The organism is Streptomyces sp. 840.1 (genome assembly GCF_003751445.1).
Lineage (GTDB): Bacteria > Actinomycetota > Actinomycetes > Streptomycetales > Streptomycetaceae > Streptomyces.
Genome location: NZ_RJUU01000001.1, coordinates 3,489,151 through 3,511,708, shown reverse-complemented (window position 1 = coordinate 3,511,708; position 22,558 = coordinate 3,489,151). Strand labels below are relative to the sequence as shown.

At 69.1% G+C, this 22,558-nt stretch carries 25 protein-coding genes, 1 tRNA gene and 1 riboswitch; of the genes, 8 read left to right on the top strand and 18 right to left on the bottom strand.

What is annotated here, in order from left to right; translation table 11 throughout:
• Window positions 1-47: 47 nt before the first annotated feature.
• The 3 genes from EDD93_RS16020 to EDD93_RS16010 are packed head-to-tail and all read right to left on the bottom strand — an operon-like array spanning window position 48 to window position 2,765.
• Window positions 48-1,073 (bottom strand): ATP-binding cassette domain-containing protein, encoded by a 1,026-nt coding sequence (locus EDD93_RS16020; protein WP_123527800.1) that lies wholly within the window; start codon window positions 1,071-1,073, stop codon window positions 48-50.
• A 29-nt stretch (window positions 1,074-1,102) separates the two neighbouring features.
• Complete coding sequence (locus EDD93_RS16015) at window positions 1,103-1,972, bottom strand: ABC transporter permease (protein WP_123525785.1); 870 nt, start codon at window positions 1,970-1,972, stop codon at window positions 1,103-1,105.
• A complete protein-coding gene (locus tag EDD93_RS16010) occupies window positions 1,965-2,765 on the bottom strand; it encodes an ABC-2 family transporter protein (RefSeq protein WP_123525784.1) in 801 nt (266 codons plus the stop codon). The genes EDD93_RS16015 and EDD93_RS16010 overlap by 8 nt, the downstream gene beginning before the upstream one ends.
• Window positions 2,766-2,936: 171 nt before the next feature.
• Between EDD93_RS16010 and EDD93_RS16005 the strand changes: the two genes are divergently transcribed.
• On the top strand, window positions 2,937-5,423 hold the full coding sequence (locus tag EDD93_RS16005) for a transglycosylase domain-containing protein (protein WP_123525783.1): 2,487 nt from the start codon (window positions 2,937-2,939) through the stop codon (window positions 5,421-5,423).
• 61 nt (window positions 5,424-5,484) lie between these two features.
• Here EDD93_RS16005 and EDD93_RS16000 read toward each other — a convergent pair whose 3' ends face one another.
• The 3 genes from EDD93_RS16000 to EDD93_RS15990 form a co-directional block, all read right to left on the bottom strand.
• Window positions 5,485-5,805 (bottom strand): multidrug efflux SMR transporter, encoded by a 321-nt coding sequence (locus EDD93_RS16000; protein ID WP_024491021.1) that lies wholly within the window; start codon window positions 5,803-5,805, stop codon window positions 5,485-5,487.
• Window positions 5,806-5,843: 38 nt separating this feature from the next.
• Window positions 5,844-5,908, bottom strand: a riboswitch (guanidine-III (ykkC-III) riboswitch).
• A 55-nt stretch (window positions 5,909-5,963) separates the two neighbouring features.
• Complete coding sequence (locus tag EDD93_RS15995) at window positions 5,964-6,302, bottom strand: co-chaperone GroES (RefSeq protein ID WP_123525782.1); 339 nt, start codon at window positions 6,300-6,302, stop codon at window positions 5,964-5,966.
• A gap of 86 nt (window positions 6,303-6,388) precedes the next feature.
• Window positions 6,389-6,709, bottom strand: a complete 321-nt coding sequence (locus tag EDD93_RS15990; protein WP_123525781.1) for a DUF3618 domain-containing protein — start codon at window positions 6,707-6,709, stop codon at window positions 6,389-6,391.
• Window positions 6,710-6,836: 127 nt separating this feature from the next.
• On the opposite strand from EDD93_RS15990, the gene bcp reads away from it, so the two are divergent.
• The 3 genes from bcp (at window position 6,837) to EDD93_RS15975 (ending at window position 9,211) form a co-directional block, all read left to right on the top strand.
• Complete coding sequence (gene bcp / locus EDD93_RS15985; RefSeq protein WP_123525780.1) at window positions 6,837-7,304, top strand: thioredoxin-dependent thiol peroxidase; 468 nt, start codon at window positions 6,837-6,839, stop codon at window positions 7,302-7,304.
• Window positions 7,305-7,446: 142 nt separating this feature from the next.
• Window positions 7,447-8,943: a glycine betaine/L-proline transporter ProP gene (gene proP, locus EDD93_RS15980; protein ID WP_123525779.1), complete on the top strand. Its 1,497-nt coding sequence runs from the start codon at window positions 7,447-7,449 to the stop codon at window positions 8,941-8,943.
• 184 nt (window positions 8,944-9,127) lie between these two features.
• Window positions 9,128-9,211: transfer RNA gene (locus tag EDD93_RS15975), tRNA-Leu, on the top strand.
• A gap of 60 nt (window positions 9,212-9,271) precedes the next feature.
• Here the strand turns inward: EDD93_RS15975 and rdgB are convergent.
• The 4 genes from rdgB to EDD93_RS15955 form a co-directional block, all read right to left on the bottom strand.
• A complete protein-coding gene (gene rdgB / locus EDD93_RS15970) occupies window positions 9,272-9,874 on the bottom strand; it encodes an RdgB/HAM1 family non-canonical purine NTP pyrophosphatase (RefSeq protein ID WP_123525778.1) in 603 nt (200 codons plus the stop codon).
• Between the two features lie 33 nt (window positions 9,875-9,907).
• The gene (locus EDD93_RS15965) at window positions 9,908-10,300 is read right to left on the bottom strand and encodes a hypothetical protein (RefSeq protein ID WP_123525777.1); all 393 of its coding nucleotides are present in this window, start codon (window positions 10,298-10,300) and stop codon (window positions 9,908-9,910) included.
• Window positions 10,301-10,417: 117 nt separating this feature from the next.
• Complete coding sequence (rph, locus tag EDD93_RS15960) at window positions 10,418-11,155, bottom strand: ribonuclease PH (protein WP_123525776.1); 738 nt, start codon at window positions 11,153-11,155, stop codon at window positions 10,418-10,420.
• Between the two features lie 156 nt (window positions 11,156-11,311).
• Window positions 11,312-11,545 carry a glucose PTS transporter subunit EIIB gene (locus EDD93_RS15955; protein ID WP_019886687.1) on the bottom strand — a complete coding sequence of 78 codons (234 nt, stop codon included), beginning with the start codon at window positions 11,543-11,545 and terminating at the stop codon, window positions 11,312-11,314.
• Window positions 11,546-11,767: 222 nt separating this feature from the next.
• Here EDD93_RS15955 and EDD93_RS15950 point away from each other — a divergent pair, with 222 nt between their 5' ends.
• Both EDD93_RS15950 and EDD93_RS15945 read left to right on the top strand, forming a co-directional pair.
• Window positions 11,768-13,078: a PTS transporter subunit EIIC gene (locus EDD93_RS15950; protein WP_123525775.1), complete on the top strand. Its 1,311-nt coding sequence runs from the start codon at window positions 11,768-11,770 to the stop codon at window positions 13,076-13,078.
• Between the two features lie 260 nt (window positions 13,079-13,338).
• Window positions 13,339-14,589, top strand: coding sequence for a PTS transporter subunit EIIC (locus EDD93_RS15945; protein WP_123525774.1), 1,251 nt, complete (start codon window positions 13,339-13,341; stop codon window positions 14,587-14,589).
• Window positions 14,590-14,697: 108 nt separating this feature from the next.
• Here the strand turns inward: EDD93_RS15945 and EDD93_RS15940 are convergent, their stop codons facing one another.
• Window positions 14,698-15,450 (bottom strand): MBL fold metallo-hydrolase, encoded by a 753-nt coding sequence (locus EDD93_RS15940; protein WP_123525773.1) that lies wholly within the window; start codon window positions 15,448-15,450, stop codon window positions 14,698-14,700.
• A gap of 195 nt (window positions 15,451-15,645) precedes the next feature.
• Between EDD93_RS15940 and EDD93_RS15935 the strand changes: the two genes are divergently transcribed.
• Window positions 15,646-16,128 (top strand): type II toxin-antitoxin system PemK/MazF family toxin, encoded by a 483-nt coding sequence (locus tag EDD93_RS15935; RefSeq protein WP_123525772.1) that lies wholly within the window; start codon window positions 15,646-15,648, stop codon window positions 16,126-16,128.
• Between the two features lie 76 nt (window positions 16,129-16,204).
• Here the strand turns inward: EDD93_RS15935 and EDD93_RS15930 are convergent, their stop codons facing one another.
• The 7 genes from EDD93_RS15930 to clpS form a co-directional block, all read right to left on the bottom strand.
• On the bottom strand, window positions 16,205-17,155 hold the full coding sequence (locus EDD93_RS15930; protein WP_123525771.1) for a PLP-dependent cysteine synthase family protein: 951 nt from the start codon (window positions 17,153-17,155) through the stop codon (window positions 16,205-16,207).
• Entirely contained in the window at window positions 17,155-17,433 is a 279-nt protein-coding gene (locus EDD93_RS15925; RefSeq protein ID WP_123525770.1) for a MoaD/ThiS family protein, read from the bottom strand. Before EDD93_RS15925 ends, EDD93_RS15930 begins: the two co-directional genes overlap by 1 nt.
• A 136-nt stretch (window positions 17,434-17,569) precedes the next feature.
• The gene (locus EDD93_RS40225) at window positions 17,570-17,695 is read right to left on the bottom strand and encodes a putative leader peptide (protein ID WP_260255956.1); all 126 of its coding nucleotides are present in this window, start codon (window positions 17,693-17,695) and stop codon (window positions 17,570-17,572) included.
• A gap of 120 nt (window positions 17,696-17,815) precedes the next feature.
• On the bottom strand, window positions 17,816-18,247 hold the full coding sequence (locus tag EDD93_RS15915) for a Mov34/MPN/PAD-1 family protein (RefSeq protein WP_123525768.1): 432 nt from the start codon (window positions 18,245-18,247) through the stop codon (window positions 17,816-17,818).
• A 113-nt stretch (window positions 18,248-18,360) separates the two neighbouring features.
• Window positions 18,361-19,794, bottom strand: a complete 1,434-nt coding sequence (locus EDD93_RS15910; RefSeq protein WP_123525767.1) for an amino acid permease — start codon at window positions 19,792-19,794, stop codon at window positions 18,361-18,363.
• A 317-nt stretch (window positions 19,795-20,111) separates the two neighbouring features.
• A complete protein-coding gene (locus EDD93_RS15905) occupies window positions 20,112-20,696 on the bottom strand; it encodes a DUF2017 domain-containing protein (RefSeq protein ID WP_123525766.1) in 585 nt (194 codons plus the stop codon).
• Window positions 20,697-20,760: 64 nt separating this feature from the next.
• Entirely contained in the window at window positions 20,761-21,066 is a 306-nt protein-coding gene (gene clpS, locus EDD93_RS15900; protein ID WP_123525765.1) for an ATP-dependent Clp protease adapter ClpS, read from the bottom strand.
• 111 nt (window positions 21,067-21,177) lie between these two features.
• Between clpS and EDD93_RS15895 the strand changes: the two genes are divergently transcribed.
• Complete coding sequence (locus EDD93_RS15895) at window positions 21,178-22,506, top strand: nicotinate phosphoribosyltransferase (RefSeq protein ID WP_123525764.1); 1,329 nt, start codon at window positions 21,178-21,180, stop codon at window positions 22,504-22,506.
• The last annotated feature ends 52 nt before the right edge of the window (window positions 22,507-22,558 follow it).

Sequence of the window (22,558 nt, the reverse complement as noted above, 5' to 3'; positions counted from 1 at the left end):
TAGTCATAGCGCGCAGCCTATTGAAAGCCCGGACTTCCGTCACCGGACTACCTGCCCGCAGCCCCCGTGGCCGTCGCCGCATCCGGCCCCGCGGCCGGAGCCTTGGCCGAGGCGTACATTTTCGCGATCACGGCCTCGATGTCGGGTTCCCGCACCGAGAGATCCACCATCGGGTACTCCGCGGCGATCCGCGCCACCAGGGGCGCCGCCGACGCGGACGCCGGGAACGCCAGCCACTGCCGCGGCCCCTCCACCTTCACCGTGCGCACGGCGGGCTCCGACTCAAGCCGGATCGGCGGGAGTTCGCGCTCCAGATCGACCACCAGCGTCCGCTCGCTCTCCCCCACCTCGTGCAGCCCGGACAACGCCCCGTCGTACATCAGACGGCCGTGGTCGATCACCATCACCCGCCTGCACAACTGCTCGATGTCCGTCAGATCGTGGGTGGTGAGCAGCACCGTCGTACCGCGCTCCGCGTTCAGGTCCCGCAGGAATCCACGCACCTTGGCCTTCGACACCACGTCGAGACCGATCGTCGGCTCGTCGAGGTACAGCACCTCCGGATCGTGCAGCAGGGCCGCCGCGATGTCGCCGCGCATCCGCTGCCCCAGCGAGAGCTGCCGCACCGGGACGTCCAACAGCTCCTCCAGGTCGAGGAGTTCGACGCAACGCTCCAGATTGGCCCGGAAGCGGGCGTCGGGCACCCGGTACATCCGGTGGACCAGCCGGTACGAGTCCCGCAGCGGCAGGTCCCACCAGAGCGTGGTGCGCTGCCCGAAGACCACCCCGATCCGGTGCGCCAGCCTCGTCCGCTCCCGGGAGGGGTCGATGCCCGCCACCCGCAGCGAGCCGCCGCTCGGGGTGAGAATGCCCGTCAGCATCTTGATCGTCGTCGACTTCCCCGCCCCGTTCGGGCCGATGTAGCCGACCATCTCACCGCGCGCCACCCGGAAGCTGATGCCGTCGACGGCCCGCACCTCGCGGCGTTCGCTGCGCAGGAAGCCCGTGCGGCGGCGGACGTCGAAGACCTTCTCCAGGCCGTCCAGTTCGATGAAGCTGCTGTCCGTGCTCATGTCCGATGCCCCGCCCCGCTCGATGTCCGTCAACTTCCCGTACTCCGGTACGCCCGCAGGCCCGCGCGCCAGGCCAGCCCCGCGACCACCCAGCACAGCGCCGCCACCACCGGCGGCAGGAACGCCACCCAGTCCGGCAGGTCCAGCGGATAGTCCCGGCCCAGGACGTACAGGGCCGGCAGCCAGTTCACGAACGCCAGCGGCACGACGAACGTGACCCCGCGCACCAGATCCGTCGCGAAGACCGTCGGCGGGTACTGGAGCAGCGTGTTGCCCCCGTACGTGAAGGAGTTCTGCACCTCCGAGGCGTCCTGCGCGAAGAACTGGAACGCCGCCCCGGCCACGAACACCGCCCCGAAGATCGCCGCCCCGCTCAGCAGCATCAGGGGCACCATCAGCACCCGCGCAACGGTCCATTCGATGTCCAGGGTCACCAGCGCGTAGCCCAGCACCAGCGCCCCCTGCGTGATCCGCCCCAGCCTGCGCAGCGCGAAGCGGTCCGCCGCCACCTGCGCGATCACCGGGACCGGCCGCACCAGCAGCGTGTCCAGCGTCCCGTCCCTCACCCGCCGGCCCAGCCGGTCCATCGACCCCATCACCAGGTCCGCCAGGCCGAACGCCGTACCTGCGGCCCCGTACAACAGGGCGATCTCCGGCAGCGTGTATCCGCCCAGCACGTCCACGTGCGAGAACATCAGCATGATCGCGACGAAGTCGAACGCCGTCGCCGCGAAGTTGCCGAACGCCGTCATCACGAACGACGCCCGGTACGCCATCGTCGAGCGCAGCCACATCGCGGCGATCAGCCCGTACGCCCTGACCCCCTCGGCCAATCGCGACCGGGGCTCGAACACCGCGGCGGGCGCCTCCGTCCCGACCGCCTCCAGCGCCTCAGCCACCCTGGACCACCACCCTCCGCGTCGCCGCCGACTGCATCAGCCGCCCCACCATCAACAGCGCCAGCGCCCAGCCGGCCTGGAACCCGTACGCCCGCACCAGACCCCACCCCGTGCGCTTCCCCAGGAAGACATCGGCGGGCACCTGGAGCAGCGCCGACCACGGCAACGCCCGCGCCACCTCGCCCAGCAGTCCCGGGAACAGGTTCAGCGGCAGCAGCAGCCCGGAGAAGAACATCCCCGCCAGGAACGCGATCTGCGCCGCCCCCGCCCCGTCCATCAGCCAGAACGCGGACAGCGCCACCAGATAGCGGATCGCGAAGCTCACCACGACCCCCAGCCCCACCGAGACCAGGAACGCCGGCCAGATCCCCGGCGAGGTGGGCAGCGCCAGATCGAAGGCCATCGCCCCCAGCAGCATCGGCACGATCCCGCGCCCCAGCAGATGGAACGAGGCACGCCCCAGATCCCCTGCCAGCCACCACAGTTGGAGATCGATCGGCCGGTAGAGGTCGACCGCGACATCCCCGGTACGGATCCGCTCCATCAGTTCGTCCTCGAAACCGCCGCCCATCATCGCGCAGGTCATCAGCAGGGCCTGGCCCAGCCACACGTACGTGAGCGCCTGCGACATGTCGTAGCCGCCGAGGTGCGGCCGCTCGTCCCACAGCGCCACATAGGTGTACGCCATGATGAAACCGAAGACGGTGTTGGTGAAGATCCCCGCGACCGTCGCAATCCGGTACGTGGCATAGCGCCGGAACCCGCCCGCCGCCACCACCGCATAGAGCCGCACCGCACCCCACCCCCGTCGATCGGACGCCGCCCGGCACGCGGCACCAAAGCGCACGAGCCTAGTCCAGCCGGGGCAGCCGCCGCGACCGCTTTTCGGGGACAGATCCGGTGGATATACCGGAGCAAAGGGCAGTATGGGAGAACTGACCGCGGCCGAGGAGTCTGCACCGACATGAGCGACGAGCCACAGCAGCAGAACGGGGACCCCGACCCCAGGGGCTGGCGCCCCAGAGACCTGCCTGCCGACGCTGCCGCCCCCGGAGACGAGCCCGGCCGGAACGGAAGCGACAGGAGCGGGGAGGCAGGAGGGACGGGAGCGACCGGGGAGAGCGCGGCGACCGGCGGGACCGCGGCATCCGGCGCCAAGCAGAAGAAGCCCAAACGCCCCAAGCGCACGGGCTGGCGCCGCGCACTGCCCACCTGGCGGATGGTGCTCGGCGGCATCCTTCTCATCGCCCTGGTCCTGATCGGCGGCTTCATCGCCGGCTACCAGCTCGTCGACATCCCCTCCGCCAACGCCAGCGCCACCGCCCAGTCCAACGTCTACCTCTACAAGGACGGCAGCGTCATCGCCCGTGACGGCGAGGTCAACCGGGAGAACATCAAACTCGCCCAGGTCCCCCGCCCCGTCCAGCACGCCGTCCTCGCCGCCGAGGACCGCGACTTCTACTCCGAACGCGCCGTCGACATCAAGGCGATGTTCCGGGCCGGCTGGAACACCCTGACCGGCAAGGGCAAACAGGGCGGCTCGACCATCACCCAGCAGTACGTCAAGAACTACTACCTGGGCCAGGAACAGACCGTCGGCCGCAAGATCAAGGAATTCTTCATCGCGATCAAGCTCAACCGCGAGGAATCCAAGAACCAGATCTTCGAGGGCTACCTCAACACCAGCTACTTCGGCCGCAACGCCTACGGCATCCAGGCCGCCGCCCAGGCCTACTACAGCAAGGACATCGGCGACGTCACCACCGCCGAGGGCGCCTACCTCGCCTCCCTGCTCAACGCGCCCAGCGCGTACGACGTCATCACCCACCCCGAGAACAAGGGCGCCGCCGTCGCCCGCTGGAACTACGTACTCGACGGCATGGTCAAGGAGGACTGGCTCGGCGCCGCCGAACGCGCCGCCATGACCTTCCCCCCGCCCGGCCGGGTCAAGCCCGCCAACAGCCTCTCCGGACAGCGCGGCTACATCATCCAGGCCGTCGAGGACTACCTCGTCCGCAACGACATCCTCGACGAGAAGACCCTCGCCACCCGCGGCTACCGGATCACCACCACGCTGGAGAAGAAGAAGCAGGACGCCCTCGTCGAAGCCGTCGACGACAACGTCATGTCCAAGACGAGCAAGGAGCGCAAGGCCGACCGCAACGTCCGCGTCGGCGGCGCCTCCATCGACCCCGCGACCGGCCGCGTCGTCGCCATGTACGGCGGCATCGACTACACCAGGCAGTACGTCAACAACGCGACCCGCACCGACTACCAGGTCGGCTCCACCTTCAAGCCGTTCGTCTTCACCTCAGCCGTCGCCAACGGCTCCACCACCCAGGACGGCCGGCGCATCACGCCCACCACCCTCTACGACGGCACCAACAAGCGCATGGTCCAGGGCCCCGACGGACCCACCGGCTACGCCCCCGCCAACGAGGACGACAAGAGCTACGGGCCCATCACCGTCAGCACCGCCACCGACAAGTCCGTCAACGCCGTCTACGCCCAGATGGCCGAGGACGTCGGCCCCGGCAAGGTCCGCCAGACCGCCGTCGGCCTCGGCATCCCCAAGGACACCCCCGACCTCACGGCGTCCCCGTCGATCGCGCTCGGCCCCTCGACCGCCAGCGTCCTGGACATGACCGACGCCTACGCCACGCTCGCCGGCCACGGCAGACACGGCGCCCACGTCCTCGTCGACAAGGTCACCAAGGACGGCGTGGCCGTCAAGCTCCCGGACCGGAGCACCGAACAGGCCGTCAGCCGCCAGGCGGCCGACACCACCACCTCGATCCTGCGGAGCGTCGTCGACGGCGGCACCGGAACCGCCGCCCAGGGCGCGGGCCGTCCCGCCGCCGGCAAGACCGGCACCGCCGAGGAGGACAAGGCCGCCTGGTTCGCCGGCTACACACCCGAACTGGCCACCGTCATCGCCGTCATGGGCCAGGACCCCACCACCGGCGTGCAGAAGCCGCTCTACGGCGCACTCGGGCTGCCCCGCATCAACGGCGGCGGCGCCCCGGCCGAGACCTGGGCCCAGTACACCGGCGCCGCCCTGCGCGGCACCCCCGTCCAGGACTTCACGCTCGACCTGGAGAGCGGCACCGACGAGACCGAACTGCCCAGCACGCAGAGCAGCGCACCCGGCAACACCGGTCAGCCGTCCCGAACCCCCTCCGGCGCCACCTCGAAACCCCCGTCCAGCACGCCGCCCACCACCCCGTCCACCCCGCAGAGCCCGCCCGCCACCACCGGCACACCCACCGGCGGCACCGATGCCGGAGGCACCGACACCGGAGGCGGCACGGACGGCGGGACCGACGGGGGCACGGACACCGGGGGCGGCGACAGCGGCGGCGGGGACAACGGCGGAACGGACAACGGCACGGGCACCGCCGGCGGCCTCCTGGAAGGCGCCCGGGGCACCCGCGCCCCCGGCCGCCTCTAGGGCCTGTCCCCGCGAAAGCCCGGCGGGACCCGTCAGCGGACCGAAGGCCCGGCGGGACCCGTCAGTGACCCGACGTCGCCTTCAGCCCCACGACGGCCACCAGCAGCAGACACACGAAGAAGATCCGGGCAGCCGTCACCGGCTCATGCAGCACCACCATGCCCAGCACCGCGGCACCGGCCGCGCCGATACCCACCCACACGCCGTACGCCGTACCGATGGGCAGCGTCCGCGCCGCATGGGACAGCAACACCATGCTCGCCACGATCCCGAGCCCCGTGAACACACTCGGCCACAGCCGGGTGAACCCCTCGGTGTACTTCATCCCGATCGACCAGGCCACTTCCAGCAGACCGGCGATCACCAGCAGAACCCACGCCATGACAGAACCTCCGACGACACGAACACGCGAACAACACGGATGCGTCGTCTTTGCGAAGCCCGGTACGGCGCGTCTCGTCGGGGTCCCACCACCGTAGCAAAGAACAGGCAAAAGGCCTGGTGACAACGGTCACCAGGCCTTGCACACCACAATCGGGGCTACAGATACAGGCCGGTCGAATCCACCGAGCCCTCGAACCGGTCCGCCGCCACCGCGTGCAGATCGCGCTCCCGCATCAGCACGTACGCCACCCCCCGCACCTCGACCTCGGCCCGGTCCTCGGGGTCGTACAGCACCCGGTCACCCGGCTCCACCGACCGCACGTTCTGCCCCACCGCCACCACCACGGCCCACGCCAGACGGCGGCCGACCGCGGCCGTCGCCGGAATCAGGATGCCCCCGCCGGAACGGCGCTCGCCCTCGGGCGAATCGGACCGGACCAGCACACGGTCGTGCAGCATCCGGATGGGCAGCTTGTCGTCCGCGTTCTCGCTCACGCCCCGCAACCTACCTGGCCGACCCGCCGCCGCACGCCCGAGGGGGCACCCCGGCCGCGCCCCGCTCCCTCTACTTCCCGCGCCGTCTACTTCTTGCGCCGCCGCGTAGACACCGTGAGCAGACCCACCACACCCACCGCGAGCAGCGCCGCCGGAACGACCCGCTCCAGCCGCGGCCTGCCGTCCTCCGTCACGAACTGGGCCTTCACGTCCGACACCGTCCGGTTCACCGCGACGAACGCCCGCCCGGCCGTCCGGTCCACGGCCTCGGCGGCCTTCGCCTTCGCGTCGCCCATGATCGTCTTCGGGTGCACCCGCACCCCGATCTCATCGAGCACCACCGCGAGCTGCTCACGCCTGGTGATGATGTCCGCCTCGATCTGCGCAGGGCTCCTGGCATCCGACACTGCGCCGCCTCCGTGGTCCTCGTCCGGTAAACCTTCATCGACAGTCTGTCAGCTCGGCCGCCCCCGCACCCGGCGGCACCCCTATTACTCTCGGTCCCGTACACCCCACGTACCAACGAGGAGAACCATGAGCGAGCGACTGAAGACCGGCGACACCGCCCCCGCCTTCACCCTTCCGGACGCCGACGGCAACGACATCGCGCTCGCAGACCACAAGGGCCGCAAAGTCATCGTCTACTTCTACCCGGCGGCTCTTACCCCCGGCTGCACCAAGCAGGCCTGCGACTTCACCGACAACCTCGACCTGCTGGCCGGCGCCGGATACGACGTCATCGGCGTCTCCCCCGACAAGCCCGAGAAGCTCGCCAAGTTCCGCGAGAAGGAGAACCTCAAGGTCACCCTGGTCGGGGACCCGTCCAAGGAGACCCTGGAGGCCTACGGCGCCTTCGGCGAGAAGAAGCTCTACGGCAAAACGGTGACGGGCGTCATCCGCTCCACGGTCGTCGTCGACGAAGAGGGCAAGATCGAGCATGCCTTCTACAACGTCAAGGCCACCGGTCACGTCGCGAAGATCATCAGGGACCTGGGGATCTGACACCGGCAGCCGGCGGCCGGAGGTTGGGCCGAATGGCCGAAAAAGTGTGATGGACATCCCAATCTCTCGCCGATTCGGTTTGCGACCGCCATGACCGCGCAGAAGCCTTCCCTGGAACACCCACCGAGGAAAGGACCCGGCCATGGCGGCCTCCGACCCCCATCAGGCGGCCGACCCCGAAGCGGTCAAACGGCATCCCGCCCTCTTCCGCGCCATCCGCAAACGGCAGAATCCCAAGCTGCGGCGGACGGACATCACGATCACGGACGACCAGGCGGTCAAGCGCGCCGTGAAGGCGGCGTCGCTCGGCAACGCCATGGAGTGGTTCGACTTCGGCATCTACTCCTACATGGCCGCGACCCTGGGTCACGTCTTCTTCCCGGGAGGGAGCGACACCACCCAGCTCCTGTCCTCCTTCGCGACCTTCGCCGTCGCCTTCCTCGTGCGCCCCCTCGGTGGCATGTTCTTCGGCCCCATGGGCGACAAGGTCGGCCGCAAGAAGATCCTCGCCCTCACCATGATCATGATGGCGATCGGCACCTTCGCGATCGGCCTCATTCCCTCGCACGGCTCCATCGGCCTCTGGTCGCCCGTCCTGCTCATCTTCTTCCGGATGCTCCAGGGCTTCTCGACCGGTGGTGAGTACGGCGGCGCCTCCACCTTCATCGCCGAGTACGCCCCCGACAAGCGACGCGGTTACTTCGGCAGCTTCCTCGAATTCGGCACGCTCGCCGGCTACGTCGGGGCCTCCGGTCTGGTCACGCTGCTGTACGCGCTCCTCAACGACACCCAGATGGAGTCCTGGGGCTGGCGCATCCCGTTCCTCGTCGCCGGCCCGCTCGGCCTCGTGGGCCTCTACCTGCGACTGCGCCTGGACGAGACCCCGGCCTTCCAGAAGCTGGAGGGCGGCACCGCACACGCCACCGAGGCCGCGGACGGCGTCGAGGTGACCGCGAAGGGCGACCTCGCCAAGATCTTCCGCGACTACTGGCCGACGCTGATCCTCTGCATCTGCCTGGTCGGCGCGTACAACATCACCGACTACATGCTGCTGTCGTACATGCCGACGTACCTCTCCGACGAGCTCGGCTACAGCGAGACCCACGGACTGCTCATCCTGCTCGGCGTCATGGTCTTCCTGATGCTGATCATCAGCCAGGTCGGCAAGCTCTCCGACCACTTCGGCCGCAAGCCGCTCCTGATGACGGGCATGCTGGGCTTCCTGATCTTCTCCCTGCCCGCCTTCCTGCTCATCCGGCAGGGCAGCATCCCGGCCGTCTCCCTCGGCATGCTGATGCTGGGCCTCTCCCTGGTCTGCATGCTCGGCACCATGTCCGCCGCCCTCCCGGCCCTGTTCCCCACCCAGGTCCGCTACGGCTCCCTGTCGGTCGGCTACAACCTGTCGGCGTCGATCTTCGGCGGTACGACGCCGTTCGTCATCACGGCCCTGATCAGCGTCTCGGGCACCAACCTGATGCCGGCGTACTACGCGATGGGCGCGGCCGTGGTCGGCGTCATCGCCGTGGCCTGCATGAAGGAAACGGCCAACAAGCCCCTGGACGGCTCGCCGCCCTCGGTGGAGACGACCGCCGAGGCGGAGGAACTGGTGCACTCCCAGACCCCGGACCCGAAGTTCTGACCCCACGCCTGCACGGAATGGCCCGCCCCGCTTCGGACATCACCGAAGCGGGGCGGGCCATTCCGCATCTTGCCGGATATCGGACGCGACTCCCCGATAATCGGTTCGTTGATCCGTACGAGGCCGCCGAAAAGCGCAGGCATAGAACTCGCCTGCCGGCGCCCGGTAGCATGTCAGGCGTCCGGCGGCGGTGGTGCAGAGGTGACACAGCAGATTTAGGATCTGTGGCCCGTGAAACGGCTTGAGGGTTCGAATCCCTTCCGCCGCACTGAGCGAAACGGCCTGCGCCCCGACAGTCGGAGCGCAGGCCGTTCGCGTATCCGAGAACTCACCCCACCAGATCCCGCACCACCGGTACCAGTGCCCGGAAGGCCAGGCCGCGGTGGCTGATCGCGTTCTTCTCCGCCGGGGTCAGCTCCGCGCAGGTGCGGGTCTCACCCTCCGGCTGGAGGATCGGGTCGTAGCCGAAGCCGTGGGTGCCGGACGGGGTGTGGCGCAGGGTGCCGGACAGGCGGCCCTCGACCACGCGTTCCGTGCCGTCGGGGAGCGCGAGGGCGGCGGCGCAGGCGAAGTGGGCGGCGCGGTGCGGGGCGTCGATGTCGGAGAGCTGGGCGAGGAGCAGGTCGAGGTTGGCCCGGTCGTCGCCGTGGGTGCCGGCCCAGCGGGCGGAGAAGATGCCGGGGGCGCCGCCGAGTACGTCCACACAGAGGCCGGAGTCGTCGGCGATGGCGGGGTGGCCGGTGGCCTGGGCCAGGGCGTGCGCCTTGAGGAGGGCGTTCTCCGCGAAGGTGACGCCGGTTTCCTTGACGTCGGGGATCTCGGGGTACGCGTCCGCGCCGACGAGTTCGTGGGTGAGGCCTGCGTCGGCGAGGATCGCGTGGAGTTCGGTGATCTTCCCGGCGTTGCGGGTGGCGAGGATGAGGCGGGTCATGCGTCGATTATCGCCGCCTCGGGCATAGGCCGATTACGGGGTGCAGACCTTGCCGATCTCCTTTGCCGCGTCGGTGACCGGGGTGATGTCGGGGGTCTCGTCGCCCTTGTCGATGGAGGCGCGGACGTTTCCGACGCCGTCACGGAGGTCGTCGACGGCCTTGCTGAGGTCGGCGTTGTCGGTCTTGTCCCCGAGGCTGCCGAGTTCCTTCTCGATGTCGTCGAGGGCTTCGGAGGCCTGACTGGGGTCGTTCGAGGCGTTGCTGACGGCCTGCTGGAGGTTGTTCACACTGGTGGCGATGGCGTCGGCGGTCTGTACGCAGTCCATCGCCTTGTCGAGGGCGCCGCAGCCGGCTGCCGCGGTGGCGGTGAGCAGTACGGCGGTGACGGCCAGTGCGGTGCGGTGGCGTCGGTGGCGCGCGGCCATGGTGTGGTCCCTCCCCGGGTGCGGATACGCGGACGGGCGCACGGTTCGACCCGTGCGCCCGTACCCGTATCGACGCTGTGCGTGGGGACTTGGTTGCTTCTTTACCTGACCTGGTGGCTATGCGCCGAGGGTGCGGGTGAGTGCGTCGTTCTGGAACGCGGTGAGGTCGACGCAGCCGGCGGTGGCGAGGTCGAGGAGGGCATTCAGCTCGTCGCGGTCGAAGGGTTCGGCCTCGGCGGTTCCCTGGACCTCGACGAAGCGGCCGTCGCCGGTGCAGACGACGTTCATGTCGGTCTCGGCGCGGACGTCCTCCTCGTAGCAGAGGTCGAGTAGGGGGGTGCCGTCGACGATGCCGACGCTGATGGCGGAGACGGTGCCGGTCAGCGGCTTGCGGCCGTGCTTGATGATCTTCTTGCTCTGGCCCCAGGCGACGGCGTCCGCGAGCGCGACGTAGGCGCCGGTGATGGCGGCGGTGCGGGTGCCGCCGTCGGCCTGGAGGACGTCGCAGTCCAGGACGATGGTGTTCTCGCCGAGTGCCTTGTAGTCGATGACCGCGCGCAGCGAGCGGCCGATGAGGCGGCTGATCTCGTGGGTGCGGCCGCCGATCTTGCCGCGTACGGATTCGCGGTCGCCGCGGGTGTTGGTGGAGCGGGGCAGCATGGAGTACTCGGCGGTGACCCAGCCTTCGCCGCTGCCCTTGCGCCAGCGCGGGACGCCTTCGGTGACGGAGGCGGTGCAGAAGACTTTGGTGTCGCCGAAGGAGATGAGTACGGATCCTTCGGCGTGCTTGCTCCATCCGCGTTCGATGGTGACGGGGCGGAGCTGGTCAGGGGTGCGGCCGTCGATACGAGACATGGCGTCGACTTTATCGGGTGCGCGGGGCGGGCCGTTCGCGGTGCGAGGGGGGCGTGGGCCGGCCGCGGCCGGTGCCGGGCGCACCGCAGGCCCCGTCCTGGTGGGGCGGGGCCTGCGGGTGTCGGGCCCGGGGGCCCGTACGGGTTCAGCGGTGGGTCACATCATGTCTTCGATGTCGGCGGCGATGGGGTCCGCGTCGGTGCCGATGACGACCTGGATCGCGGTGCCCATCTTGACGACGCCGTGGGCTCCGGCGGCCTTGAGCGCGGCTTCGTCGACCTTGCTCGGGTCGATGACCTCGGTGCGGAGGCGGGTGATGCAGCCTTCGACCTCTTCGATGTTGTCGATTCCGCCGAGCCCGGCGACGATCTTCTCAGCCTTGCTGGCCATGGCCTTCTCCCTGGTTCTTCACGTACATGTGACGGCCCACCATGGGTCCGTTTCGTCACGGTAACGCACGGTTGGCCCAACTTCGCGGGCGGGCAGCCGAGCCATCGCCAATGATGACGATCACCGGCGCCCTGTCTTCCGGGCGGGCTCCGCACCGTACCGCAACTGGTCTACACCAGTGTGCAACAACCCCCAATTGTGCCGTGTTCCGGGAGGACGCCGATGAGCTCGAGCAGCGCAGCGATCCCACAGAAGCAGTGGTGGAGCGGTCTGTTCCAGGGCCTGCAGAAGATGGGGCGCAGCCTTCAGCTGCCGATCGCCGTGCTCCCGGCGGCGGGCATTCTCAACCGGCTCGGCCAGCCGGACGTGTTCGGTGACGACGGTCTGGGCTGGACCAATCTCGCCAAGGTGTTCGCGGCGGCCGGTGGTGCGCTGCTCGACTCGGGGCTCGGTCTTCCGCTGCTGTTCTGTGTCGGTGTGGCGATCGGGATGGCGAAGAAGGCGGACGGTTCGACGGCGCTGGCGGCGGTGACGGGCTTCCTCGTCTACTACGCGGTGCTGCACGCCTTCCCGGTGGACTGCGACGAGGGTTCGACGTTCGTGTCGGGCGGTGTCTGGTTCGGTACGTGTGTCACGGGCGACGCGCAGGTGACGGCGGCCGCGTACCAGAACCCGGGGGTGTTCGGCGGGATCGTGATGGGGCTGATGGCGGCCTGGTTCTGGCAGCGGTACCACCGGGTCAAGCTGGTGGACTGGCTGGGCTTCTTCAACGGCCGGCGTCTCGTCCCGATCATCATGGCGTTCGTCGGCCTGCTCTTCGCGGCGTTGTGCGCGTGGCTGTGGCAGCCGATCGGCGACGGTCTGACGAGCTTCTCGAAGTGGCTGGTGGATCTGGACTGGCTGGGGTCGGGCATCTTCGGTGTGGCCAACCGCGCCCTGCTCGTGATCGGTATGCACCAGTTCCTGAACACGTTCGTCTGGTTCCAGTTCGGTGACTTCACGAAGCCGGACGGGACTGTCGTGCACGGTGACATCAACCGGTTCCTCGCGGGCGACCCGACGGCCGGTCAGTTCACCACGGGGTTCTTCCCGATCATGATGTTCGCGCTGCCGGCGGCGGCGCTGGCGATCTACCACTGCGCGAAGCCGCATCGCCGCAAGGCGGTCGGCGGCCTGATGGTGTCGGTCGGCCTGACGTCGTTCGTGACGGGAATCACGGAGCCGATCGAGTACTCGTTCCTGTTCGTGGCACCGCTGCTGTACGCGATCCACGCGGTGCTGACGGGTGTGTCGATGGCGCTCTCGTGGGCGCTGGGAGTGAAGGACGGGTTCAGCTTCTCGGCGGGCCTGATCGACTACGTCATCAACTGGAGTCTGGCCACCAAGCCATGGCTGATCATCCCGATCGGCCTCGGGTTCGCGGTGGTGTACTACGTGATCTTCCGGTTCGCTATCACCAGGTTCAACCTCCAGACCCCGGGTCGGGAGCCCGACGAGGTGGAGGAAGAGATCGAGAGCAACCTCACGAAATAGCCGCTGGACAGGGGCCGTAGCCCCTCCCGCCAAGGCCCCCGGACCACTCGGTCCGGGGGCCTTCGGCATGTCACGGTGCGTGCGCGATGGCTACTGCGAAGTAGTCGGAAATTGCAGGTTCCTTATCTAACCCTCACCGTGCTAAAACTGGTCTACACCACTGAGTGGTCCAGACCACGTGGCGTTCTGCCGCGTTTCTTGAGTCGTCGCCCACCAAAAAAACCTGTCCCTGGCGGCGCCTTGCCTACTGGAGGAAGTTGATGAGTACGGCCACCGCCACGGCGGCCCCCGCGAAGAAGCGGGGCTCCGGCCTGTTCCAGGGCCTGCAGAAGGTAGGACGCAGCCTCCAGCTGCCGATCGCCGTGCTGCCGGCCGCGGGCATTCTGCTCCGCCTCGGCCAGCCCGACGTCTTCGGTGACGACGGACTCGGCTGGCACAAAGTCGCCTCCGTGTTCGCCACCGCGGGTGCGGCGGTCTTCGACAACCTGCCGCTGCTCTTCTGCATCGGTGTCGCGATCGGCTTCGCCAAGAAGTCGGACGGCTCCACCGCCCTGGCAGGCCTCGTCGGCTTCCTGGTCTACAGCAACGTCCTCAAGGCCTTCCCGGTCACCGAAGCGGTGATCCAGAAGGGCGCGGACACCGCGGCGACGTACAACAACCCGGGTGTCCTCGGCGGCATCCTGATGGGTCTCGTCACCGCGGTCCTGTGGCAGAAGCTCCACCGCACCAAGCTGGTCGACTGGCTCGGCTTCTTCAACGGCCGCCGTCTCGTCCCGATCGTCATGGCCTTCGTCGGTGTGATCTTCGGTGTGTTCTTCGGTCTGGTCTGGGAGCCGATCGGCGACCTCATAGCCGACTTCGGCGAGTGGATGACGGGCCTCGGCTCCTTCGGTGCCGGACTCTTCGGCCTGATCAACCGCGCGCTGCTGCCCGTGGGCATGCACCAGTTCGTCAACACCGTCTCGTGGTTCCAGCTGGGTGACTTCACCGACGCCACGGGCGCCGTCGTGCACGGTGACCTGAACCGCTTCTTCGCCGGTGACCCGACCGCCGGTCAGTTCATGTCGGGCTTCTTCCCGATCATGATGTTCGGCCTCCCGGCCGCCGCCATCGCCATCGCTCACGCCGCTCGCCCCGAGCGCCGCAAGGCCGTGATGGGCATGATGGTCTCCCTCGCGCTGACCTCGTTCGTCACCGGTGTGACCGAGCCGATTGAGTTCTCGTTCATGTTCATCGCGCCGGTGCTCTACGCGATCCACGCCGTCCTGACCGCCATCTCGATGGCCGTCACCTGGGCGCTCGGCGTGCACGCCGGGTTCACGTTCTCGGCGGGCTTCATCGACTACGCGCTGAACTGGAACCTGGCGACCAAGCCGTGGATGATCATCCCGATCGGTCTCGTCTTCGGAGCGCTCTACTACGTGCTCTTCCGCTTCGCGATCACCAAGTTCAACCTCACCACCCCGGGCCGTGAGCCCGAGGAAGAGGTCGAGGACCTGACCAAGGCGTAAGCCCGGTCGGCCCCGTACATACGAAGAGGCCCTCACCTTCCCGGCGGAAGGTGAGGGCCTCTTCGTGCGTACGGGGCCGGCTTCGCCCCGCGTACGGGACCGGCGCCGTCAGATCTCGTAGACCGCGCCCGGGACCGCCAGCTCGGTCGGGCCGTCGAAGACCTCGCGGGCGTCGGACAGGTTGCGTCCGGCGTCGGTCCACGGCGGGATGTGGGTGAGGACCAGGCGCCCCACCCCGGCGCGGGCGGCGAGCTCGCCGGCCTGGCGGCCGTTGAGGTGGAGGTCCGGGATGTCCTCCTTGCCGTGCACGAACGACGCCTCGCAGAGGAAGAGGTCGGCGCCCTCGGCCAGCTCGTCCAGGGACTCGCAGGTGCCGGTGTCGCCGGAGTACGTGAGCGCGCTGCCGCCGTGCTCGACGCGGATGCCGAAGGTCTCGACGGGGTGGCGGAGCTTCTCCGTACGGACCGAGAAGGGGCCGATCTCGAACGAGCCCGGCTTCAGCGTGTGGAAGTCGAAGACCTCGCCCATCGCGTGCTCGGACGGGGTGTCCGCGTGGGCGGTGGTGAGCCGCTGCTCGGTGCCGTCGGGGCCGTAGACCGGGATCGGGGCCAGGCGTCCGCCCTCGTGCGGGTAGTAGCGGACGACGAAGTACGCGCACATGTCGATGCAGTGATCGGCATGGAGGTGGCTGAGGAAGATGGCGTCGAGGTCGTAGAGACCGACGTGGCGCTGCAGCTCGCCGAGGGCGCCGTTGCCCATGTCGAGGAGCAGCCTGAAGCCGTCGGCCTCTACGAGGTAGCTCGAGCAGGCCGATCCCGCGGACGGGAACGAGCCGGAGCATCCGACGACGGTGAGCTTCATGGAGCGTGAACCTCCGAGAGTGGGAACGGGGAGGGTTCGTGCGGTTCGTGCGGTTCGTACGTGTGCGTTGAGCGGTTTGTTGAGCGTAAGGCGCGAAAGAGGCGGTCGCTCCTTCGAGGAGTGTCGTTGTGGGGGAACTCACCTGTGCTGTCACCGGTTCGATGGAAGCGCCGGCCCTGGCGGTACCTTCGGGACATGAATATGACCGGCTGGTGGATCGCGTTCGCCCTCGTCCTCCTGCTCGGGCTCGTCGCGGCGCTGAACGACGGGCGCAAGCGTGGCGGGCGGCGGCCGCAGGGGCGCTCCGGAGGACGGTCGCGGCCGCCGGCGGGTCCGGGGCGCGGCAAGAGGCCGGCAGTCGGCGGAAAGCCGAGGGCCGGTGAGATCTGGTGGGCCGAGGTGCCGTTCGAGGACGGGCCGGGATCGAAGGACCGGCCGTGTCTCGTGATGTCGGTACGGGGCGGGGTCGCTCACGTCGCGAAGATCACGAGCAAGGACCACGGGGAGCGTCCCGGGGTCATCGCGCTTCCCCGGGGCACGGTCGGCGACGCGCGGGGGCGGGACAGTTTCCTGGAGACGGACGAGCTGCGCCGGGTGGCCGTGCGGGACTTCCGGCGACGGGTCGGCGAGCTGGACCCGCAGGTGTGGGAGCGGGTACGAGGTGGCCGCCGGGCGTAGGGCGTGAACGGCGGAGGGCGGACCGGGGTCCCGGTCCGCCCTCCGTGTGTGAGTGCGCTGTCGTGCGTCGTTCGTGCTACGCCCAGAGCTGGCCCTGGAGCGTTTCGATCGCGGCTTCCGTCGTGGGCGCGGTGTAGACGCCCGTCGACAGGTACTTCCAGCCGCCGTCCGCGACGACGAAGACGATGTCGGCGCGCTCACCGGCCTTGACCGCCTTGTTGCCCACGCCGATCGCGGCGTGCAGCGCGGCTCCCGTGGAGACGCCCGCGAAGATGCCCTCCTGCTGGAGGAGTTCGCGGGTGCGGGTGACGGCGTCGGCGGACCCGACGGAGAAGCGGGTGGTGAGGACCGAGGCGTCGTACAGCTCGGGGACGAAGCCCTCGTCTAGGTTGCGCAGGCCGTAGACCAGGTCGTCGTAGCGCGGCTCGGCGGCGACGATCCTGATGCCCTCGACGTTCTCGCGGAGGTAGCGGCCGACGCCCATGAGGGTGCCCGTGGTGCCGAGGCCGGCCACGAAGTGGGTGATCGAGGGGAGGTCGGTGAGGATCTCCGGGCCGGTGGTGGCGTAGTGGGCGCCGGCGTTGTCGGGGTTGCCGTACTGGTAGAGCATCACCCAGTCCGGGTGCTCCGCCGCGAGCTCCTTGGCGACGCGGACGGCGGTGTTGGAGCCGCCCGCCGCCGGGGAGGCGATGATCTCGGCGCCCCACATGGTGAGGAGGTCGCGCCGTTCCTGCGAGGTGTTCTCGGGCATGACGCAGACGATGCGGTAGCCCTTGAGCCTCGCCGCCATGGCGAGCGAGATGCCGGTGTTTCCGCTGGTGGGTTCGAGGATGGTGCAGCCGGGGGTGAGCCGGCCGTCCTTCTCGGCCTGCTCGACCATGTGGAGCGCGGGGCGGTCCTTGATCGAGCCGGTGGGGTTGCGGTCCTCCAGCTTGGCCCAGATGCGGACGTCGTCCGACGGTGACAGCCGCGGCAGGCGGACGAGCGGGGTGTTGCCCACTGCGGCGAGCGGGCTGTCGTAGCGCATCAGTTCATGCCGCCGGCGACGGCCGGGAGGATGGTGATGCTGTCGCCGTCACTGAGCTTGGTGGAGATGCCGTCGAGGAAGCGGACGTCCTCGTCGTTGAGGTACACGTTCACGAAGCGGCGCAGCTGGTCACCGTCGACGATGCGCTCGCGGATGCCGGTGTGGCGGGTCTCCAGGTCCGTGAAGAGGTCGGCGAGGGTCTCTCCGCTGGCCTCGACGGCCTTGGCGCCGTCGGTGTAGGTGCGGAGGATGGTCGGGATGCGGACCTCGATGGCCATGGCGTGGGCTCCTGTCGAAGCGGAGTGGTGACGGTGGGCATGGGGCGCGCGGCTCTGCCCCCGCGCGGGGTGGAACGTGTGTCGTGGTGCGGGTGCGGGTGGTGCCCGGCCGGGCGGCGCCTGCCCTCGGCCCGGCTCAGGCCTCGCGGCCGGCGGGCCGGCGGTTCGTACAGATCGCGCTGGAAAGTCGGCACAGATCGACGTGCAGGCGCGCCACGAGCAGCGTGCCCGGCGTCTTGTCGCTCACGTCATGGAGAACCATGGGCTCATCGTATCGATTCCCGGTCCGGAATCTGGAATGTGATCTCACCTGGTGGATGGTGGGCGTTCGACAGGTGGACAGGGCCGGTTCGGCGGCCCTGTCCTGCCGGTGGCGCGGGGGTCAGGCGGCGTCGGGGGCGCCGGTGACCTCGACGTCCTCCTCGGTGATCTCGCCGTCCACGATGCGGTAGGAGCGGAACTGGAAGGGCCCGGCCCCGTCGGCGTCGGCGGTCGACACCAGGACGTAGTGGGCGCCCGGTTCGTTGGCGTAGGTGACGTCGGTGCGCGAGGGGTAGGCCTCGGTCGCCGTGTGCGAGTGGTAGACGATCACGGGCTCCTCGTCGCGGTCGTCCATGTCGCGGTAGAGCTTGAGCAGATCCGCCGAGTCGAACTCGTAGAACGTGGGCGAGCGGGCCGCGTTGAGCATGGGGATGAAGCGTTCGGCGCGGCCCGTTCCGGCCGGACCGGCGACCACGCCGCACGCCTCGTCGGGGTGGTCGGCGCGGGAGTGCGCGACGATCTGGTCGTACAGCGCCTGGGTGATGGTCAGCATGGCGCCCAGGATAGGACGACGGGCCGCCGCGTACCGAGGAGTGGTACGCGGCGGCCCGCATCATGGACACGACCCTTGGGGCGGTTGCCCGCACCGGGGTTGTGCCGGTGTTCTCAGCGGCCGGTGAAGGCCTTGTTCCCGGGGTTGCGTGCCTTGAGGACCAGGTAGGAGACGCCCAGGATCAGGGCCCACAGGGGGGCGCAGTACAGCGAGATCCGGGCGTCCTTGTCGATGCCCATCATGACGATGACCATGCCGATGAAGGCGAGCGCGAAGACGCTGGTGTACGGGGCGCCGGGGGCCCGGAAGCTGGACTGCGGGAGCACTCCGCGGTCGGCCAGCCGGCGGTAGCGGATCTGGCTGATCAGGATCATGATCCAGGCCCACATGCCGGAGATGGTGGCGAAGGAGACGACGTAGGTGAAGGCGTCTCCGGGCCACTGGTAGTTGATCCAGACGCCGACGAGCATGAGGGCGGCCGAGACGGTGGTGCCGACGAGCGGGGTGCCGCTCCTGGTCAGCCGGGTGAAGAACTTCGGTCCCTGGCCGTTGAGCGCGAGGTCGCGCAGCATCCGGCCGGTCGAGTACATGCCGGAGTTGCAGGAGGACAGCGCGGCGGTCAGGACGACGAAGTTGACGATGCCCGCTCCGACGCCGAGGCCCATCTTCTTGAAGGCCTCGACGAACGGGGAGACGTCCGGCGAGAACTCGGTCCAGGGGACCACCGAGAGGATCATGACGAGCGCGCCGACGTAGAAGACGGCGATGCGCCAGGGCACGGTGTTGATGGCCTTGGGCAGGACGGTCTTGGGGTCCTTGGACTCGCCCGCGGTGACACCGACCAGCTCGACGGCGAGGAAGGCGAACATCACGATCTGCAGGGTCATCAGGGTGCCCTTGATGCCGTGCGGGAAGAAGCCGCCGTCGGCCCAGAGGTGGGTGACGGACGCGGTGTCGCCGGCGTCGGAGAAGCCGAGGGTGAGGATTCCGGCACAGATGAGGATCATGCCGACGATGGCGGTGACCTTGACCATCGAGAACCAGAATTCGAGCTCACCGAAGAGCTTCACGGAAATCAGGTTCACGCCGTACAGAATGATAGTGAATACCAGCGCGGAGACCCATTGCGGAATGTCGAACCAGAACGTCATGTACTGGGCCGCAGCGGTGACTTCGGTGATTCCGGTGACCACCCAGAAAAGCCAGTAGGTCCAGCCGGTGACGAATCCCGCGAAGGGCCCGATGAATTCGCGGGCGTACTCGGAGAACGAACCCGAGACCGGGCGGTACATGAGGAGTTCGCCCAGTGCCCGCATGATGAAGAAGATCACCAGGCCCGCGATGGCGTAGGCCAGGACGAGGCTGGGTCCGGCCTTGGCGATGGCCTTGCCGGCGCCGAGGAAAAGGCCGGTGCCGATGGCCCCGCCGATGGCGATCATCTGGATCTGGCGTGCTCCGAGGGCGCGCTGGTAGCCCTCGGCCGAGGTTGCGTCCGCAGCTGTGGCCTGCGGCTCTTCCTGTCCCTCTTCGACCTTCGCCGATGTCATGTGGTGCGCCCTTTCTCCACGCTGATCCGCGCCTTGCGGCTGCGGATCAGGTCCTGATCCCCCCGGATATGGATGGAGTGCCGCCGGTGGTCACCGGCCGATAGCGCCCTCGGGAACAGGGGTGGCGTCCCCGAGTGGTCGTGAAGATTTATCACGGGCACAACGGTGATCCACCGGACATTATGTGGCGCATGCCACAGGAAAAAGGGGACAACGGGGTTCAGCTCACTGCAAAAAAGGCCGAACAGGTGACGTGATCGTTATTAGGATTTGAGCGTCCTCTGAGCGAACACGCCGGGTTCGGCCGGTGCGCCGCGTTACGGAATCAGGGTCTCGATGAGCGTTTCCTGGAGGCCGCCCAGCCAGAGGTAGGCCATGACCATGGGCTTGCGCGGGTCGCTGTCGGGCAGCCGGTAGAGCGAGCCCTCCTCCCCGCCGTCCTCGTCGGAGACCTCCAGGCGGGCGCCGATGGTCAGGCGCAGGTCGTTGAGGGACCCCAGCCAGCTGCGGCATTCGGCGGCGTCGAGCCTGAGCACGGCGCCGCCGTCCCCGACGGGCGCGAGTCCGTCCAGGGTGCGCACGACGACCAGGGCGTCGTCCCGCTTGCGGGTGCGCAGGTCGTTCTCGGTGAAGCGGCGGAACTCGGAAGAGGCGGCGCGCAGTTCGTCGTCCCCGTCGCCGTAGGCCTCGGGGAAGAGCCGGGCCAGGGCGGGGTCGCTGGGCGGTTCGCTGGGGCCCTCGGCGAAGAGCGCGGCGAGCGGGTCCTCGCCCTCGGCGGGTTCGTCGCCGGGGCCGATGAGCTCCAGCAGCTGGACGGCGAGGGAGCGCAGGATCGCGACCTCCACCTCGTCGAGCGCGACGGCCGCGCCGCCGCCGGGGGTGGCCTCGAAGTGGCCGGCCATGGGTTCTCTCCGATGGTGGTCGGGCGTGCGGGGCGGGACAGGGCAGGGCGGAGGGCGTGCGGTGCTAGTTGCGGTCCTGGGTGAGTGTGGCCCAGAGCCCGTAACCGTGCATCGCCTGGACGTCGCGCTCCATCTCCTCGCGGCTTCCGCTGGAGACGACGGCGCGGCCCTTCTGGTGGACGTCGAGCATGAGCTTGTGGGCCTTGTCCTTCGAATAGCCGAAGTAGGCCTGGAAGACATAGCTGACGTAGCTCATGAGGTTGACCGGGTCGTTGTGGACCAGCGTCACCCAGGGGACGTCGGGCTCGGGGACAACGAGGTTCTCCTCGGCCGATTCGGGACGTTCGATCTCTACGGGGGCGACGCTCACCTACCCCATGCTGCCACTCGGGAGGGGGCATCGCACAAACGGCCCCGGCACCGCGCCGGTCACGGCACCCCCATCTCGTCACTTTGACGAAATAGGGGTAGCATCCCCGGCATGAACTCTGCGGACCTTGGGCGACGGGTCGGTGTGCCCTCGACAGCGCTCTTCACCGACCAGTACGAGCTCACGATGGTGCAGGCCGCGCTGAAGGCCGGCACCGCCGACCGGCGCTCGGTCTTCGAGGCGTTCACCCGCCGGCTGCCCGAGGGGCGGCGCTACGGCGTCGTCGCGGGCACCGGGCGGGTCCTGGACGCGGTCGAGAACTTCCACTTCGACGACGAGATGCTCGCCTTCCTGCGCGACCAGAACGTGGTCGACGGGCCGACGCTCGACTATCTGGCCGATTTCCGCTTCAGCGGGGACATCTGGGGCTACCCGGAGGGCGAGGTGTACTTCCCCGGCTCGCCGATCCTGCGGGCCGAGGGCTCCTTCGCCGAGTGCGTGCTGCTGGAGACGGTGATCCTGTCGATCCTCAACCACGACTCGGCGATCGCCGCCGCGGCCTCGCGGATGTCGTCGGCCGCGGGCGGGCGCGGGCTGATCGAGATGGGCGCGCGCCGCACTCACGAGCTGTCGGCGGTGGCCTCGGCCCGTGCCGCGTACGTCGGCGGCTTCGACACCACCTCCGACCTGGCCGCGGGCTTCCGCTACAACATCCCGACCGTCGGGACGAGCGCCCACGCCTTCACGCTGCTGCACGACTCCGAGCGCGACGCGTTCCGGGCCCAGGTCGACTCGCTGGGGCGCGACACGACGCTGCTGGTCGACACGTACGACGTGACGGCGGCGGTCCGTACGGCGGTGGAGGTCGCCGGGAAGGAGCTGGGCGCGGTCCGGATCGACTCCGGTGACCTGCTGCTGGTCGCACACCGGGTGCGCCAGCAGCTGGACGAGCTGGGCGCCACGGGCACGAAGATCGTGGTGACCTCGGACCTGGACGAGTACGCCATCGCCTCGCTGGCCGCCGCGCCGGTGGACGCGTACGGGGTCGGCACCCAGCTGGTGACCGGCAGCGGGCAGCCGACCTGCTCGATGGTCTACAAGCTGGTGGCGCGGGCCGCCTCCGCCGATCCGGCGGACCCGCTGCGGCCGGTGGCGAAGAAGTCGCTGGGCGCGAAGACCTCCATCGGCGGCCGCAAGTGGGCGGCGCGCCGGCTGGACGAGGACGGGGTGGCCGAGGCCGAGGTGATCGGCACCGGCCCGGTGCCGCCGGAGCTGGCGGACCGGCAGCTGCTGGTGGAGCTGGTCCGGGGCGGCGAGGTGGTCGCCCGTGAGCCGCTGGACGCGGCCCGGGAGCGGCACATCGCCGCGCGGGCCGGGCTGCCGATGTCCGCGATGCAGCTGTCGCGGGGCGAGCCGGTGATTCCCACCGAGTACCTGTGAAGGGGTGAGCGGCTGCCGGGGCGACCCGGCAGCCGCGGGGTCCCGGATCTCC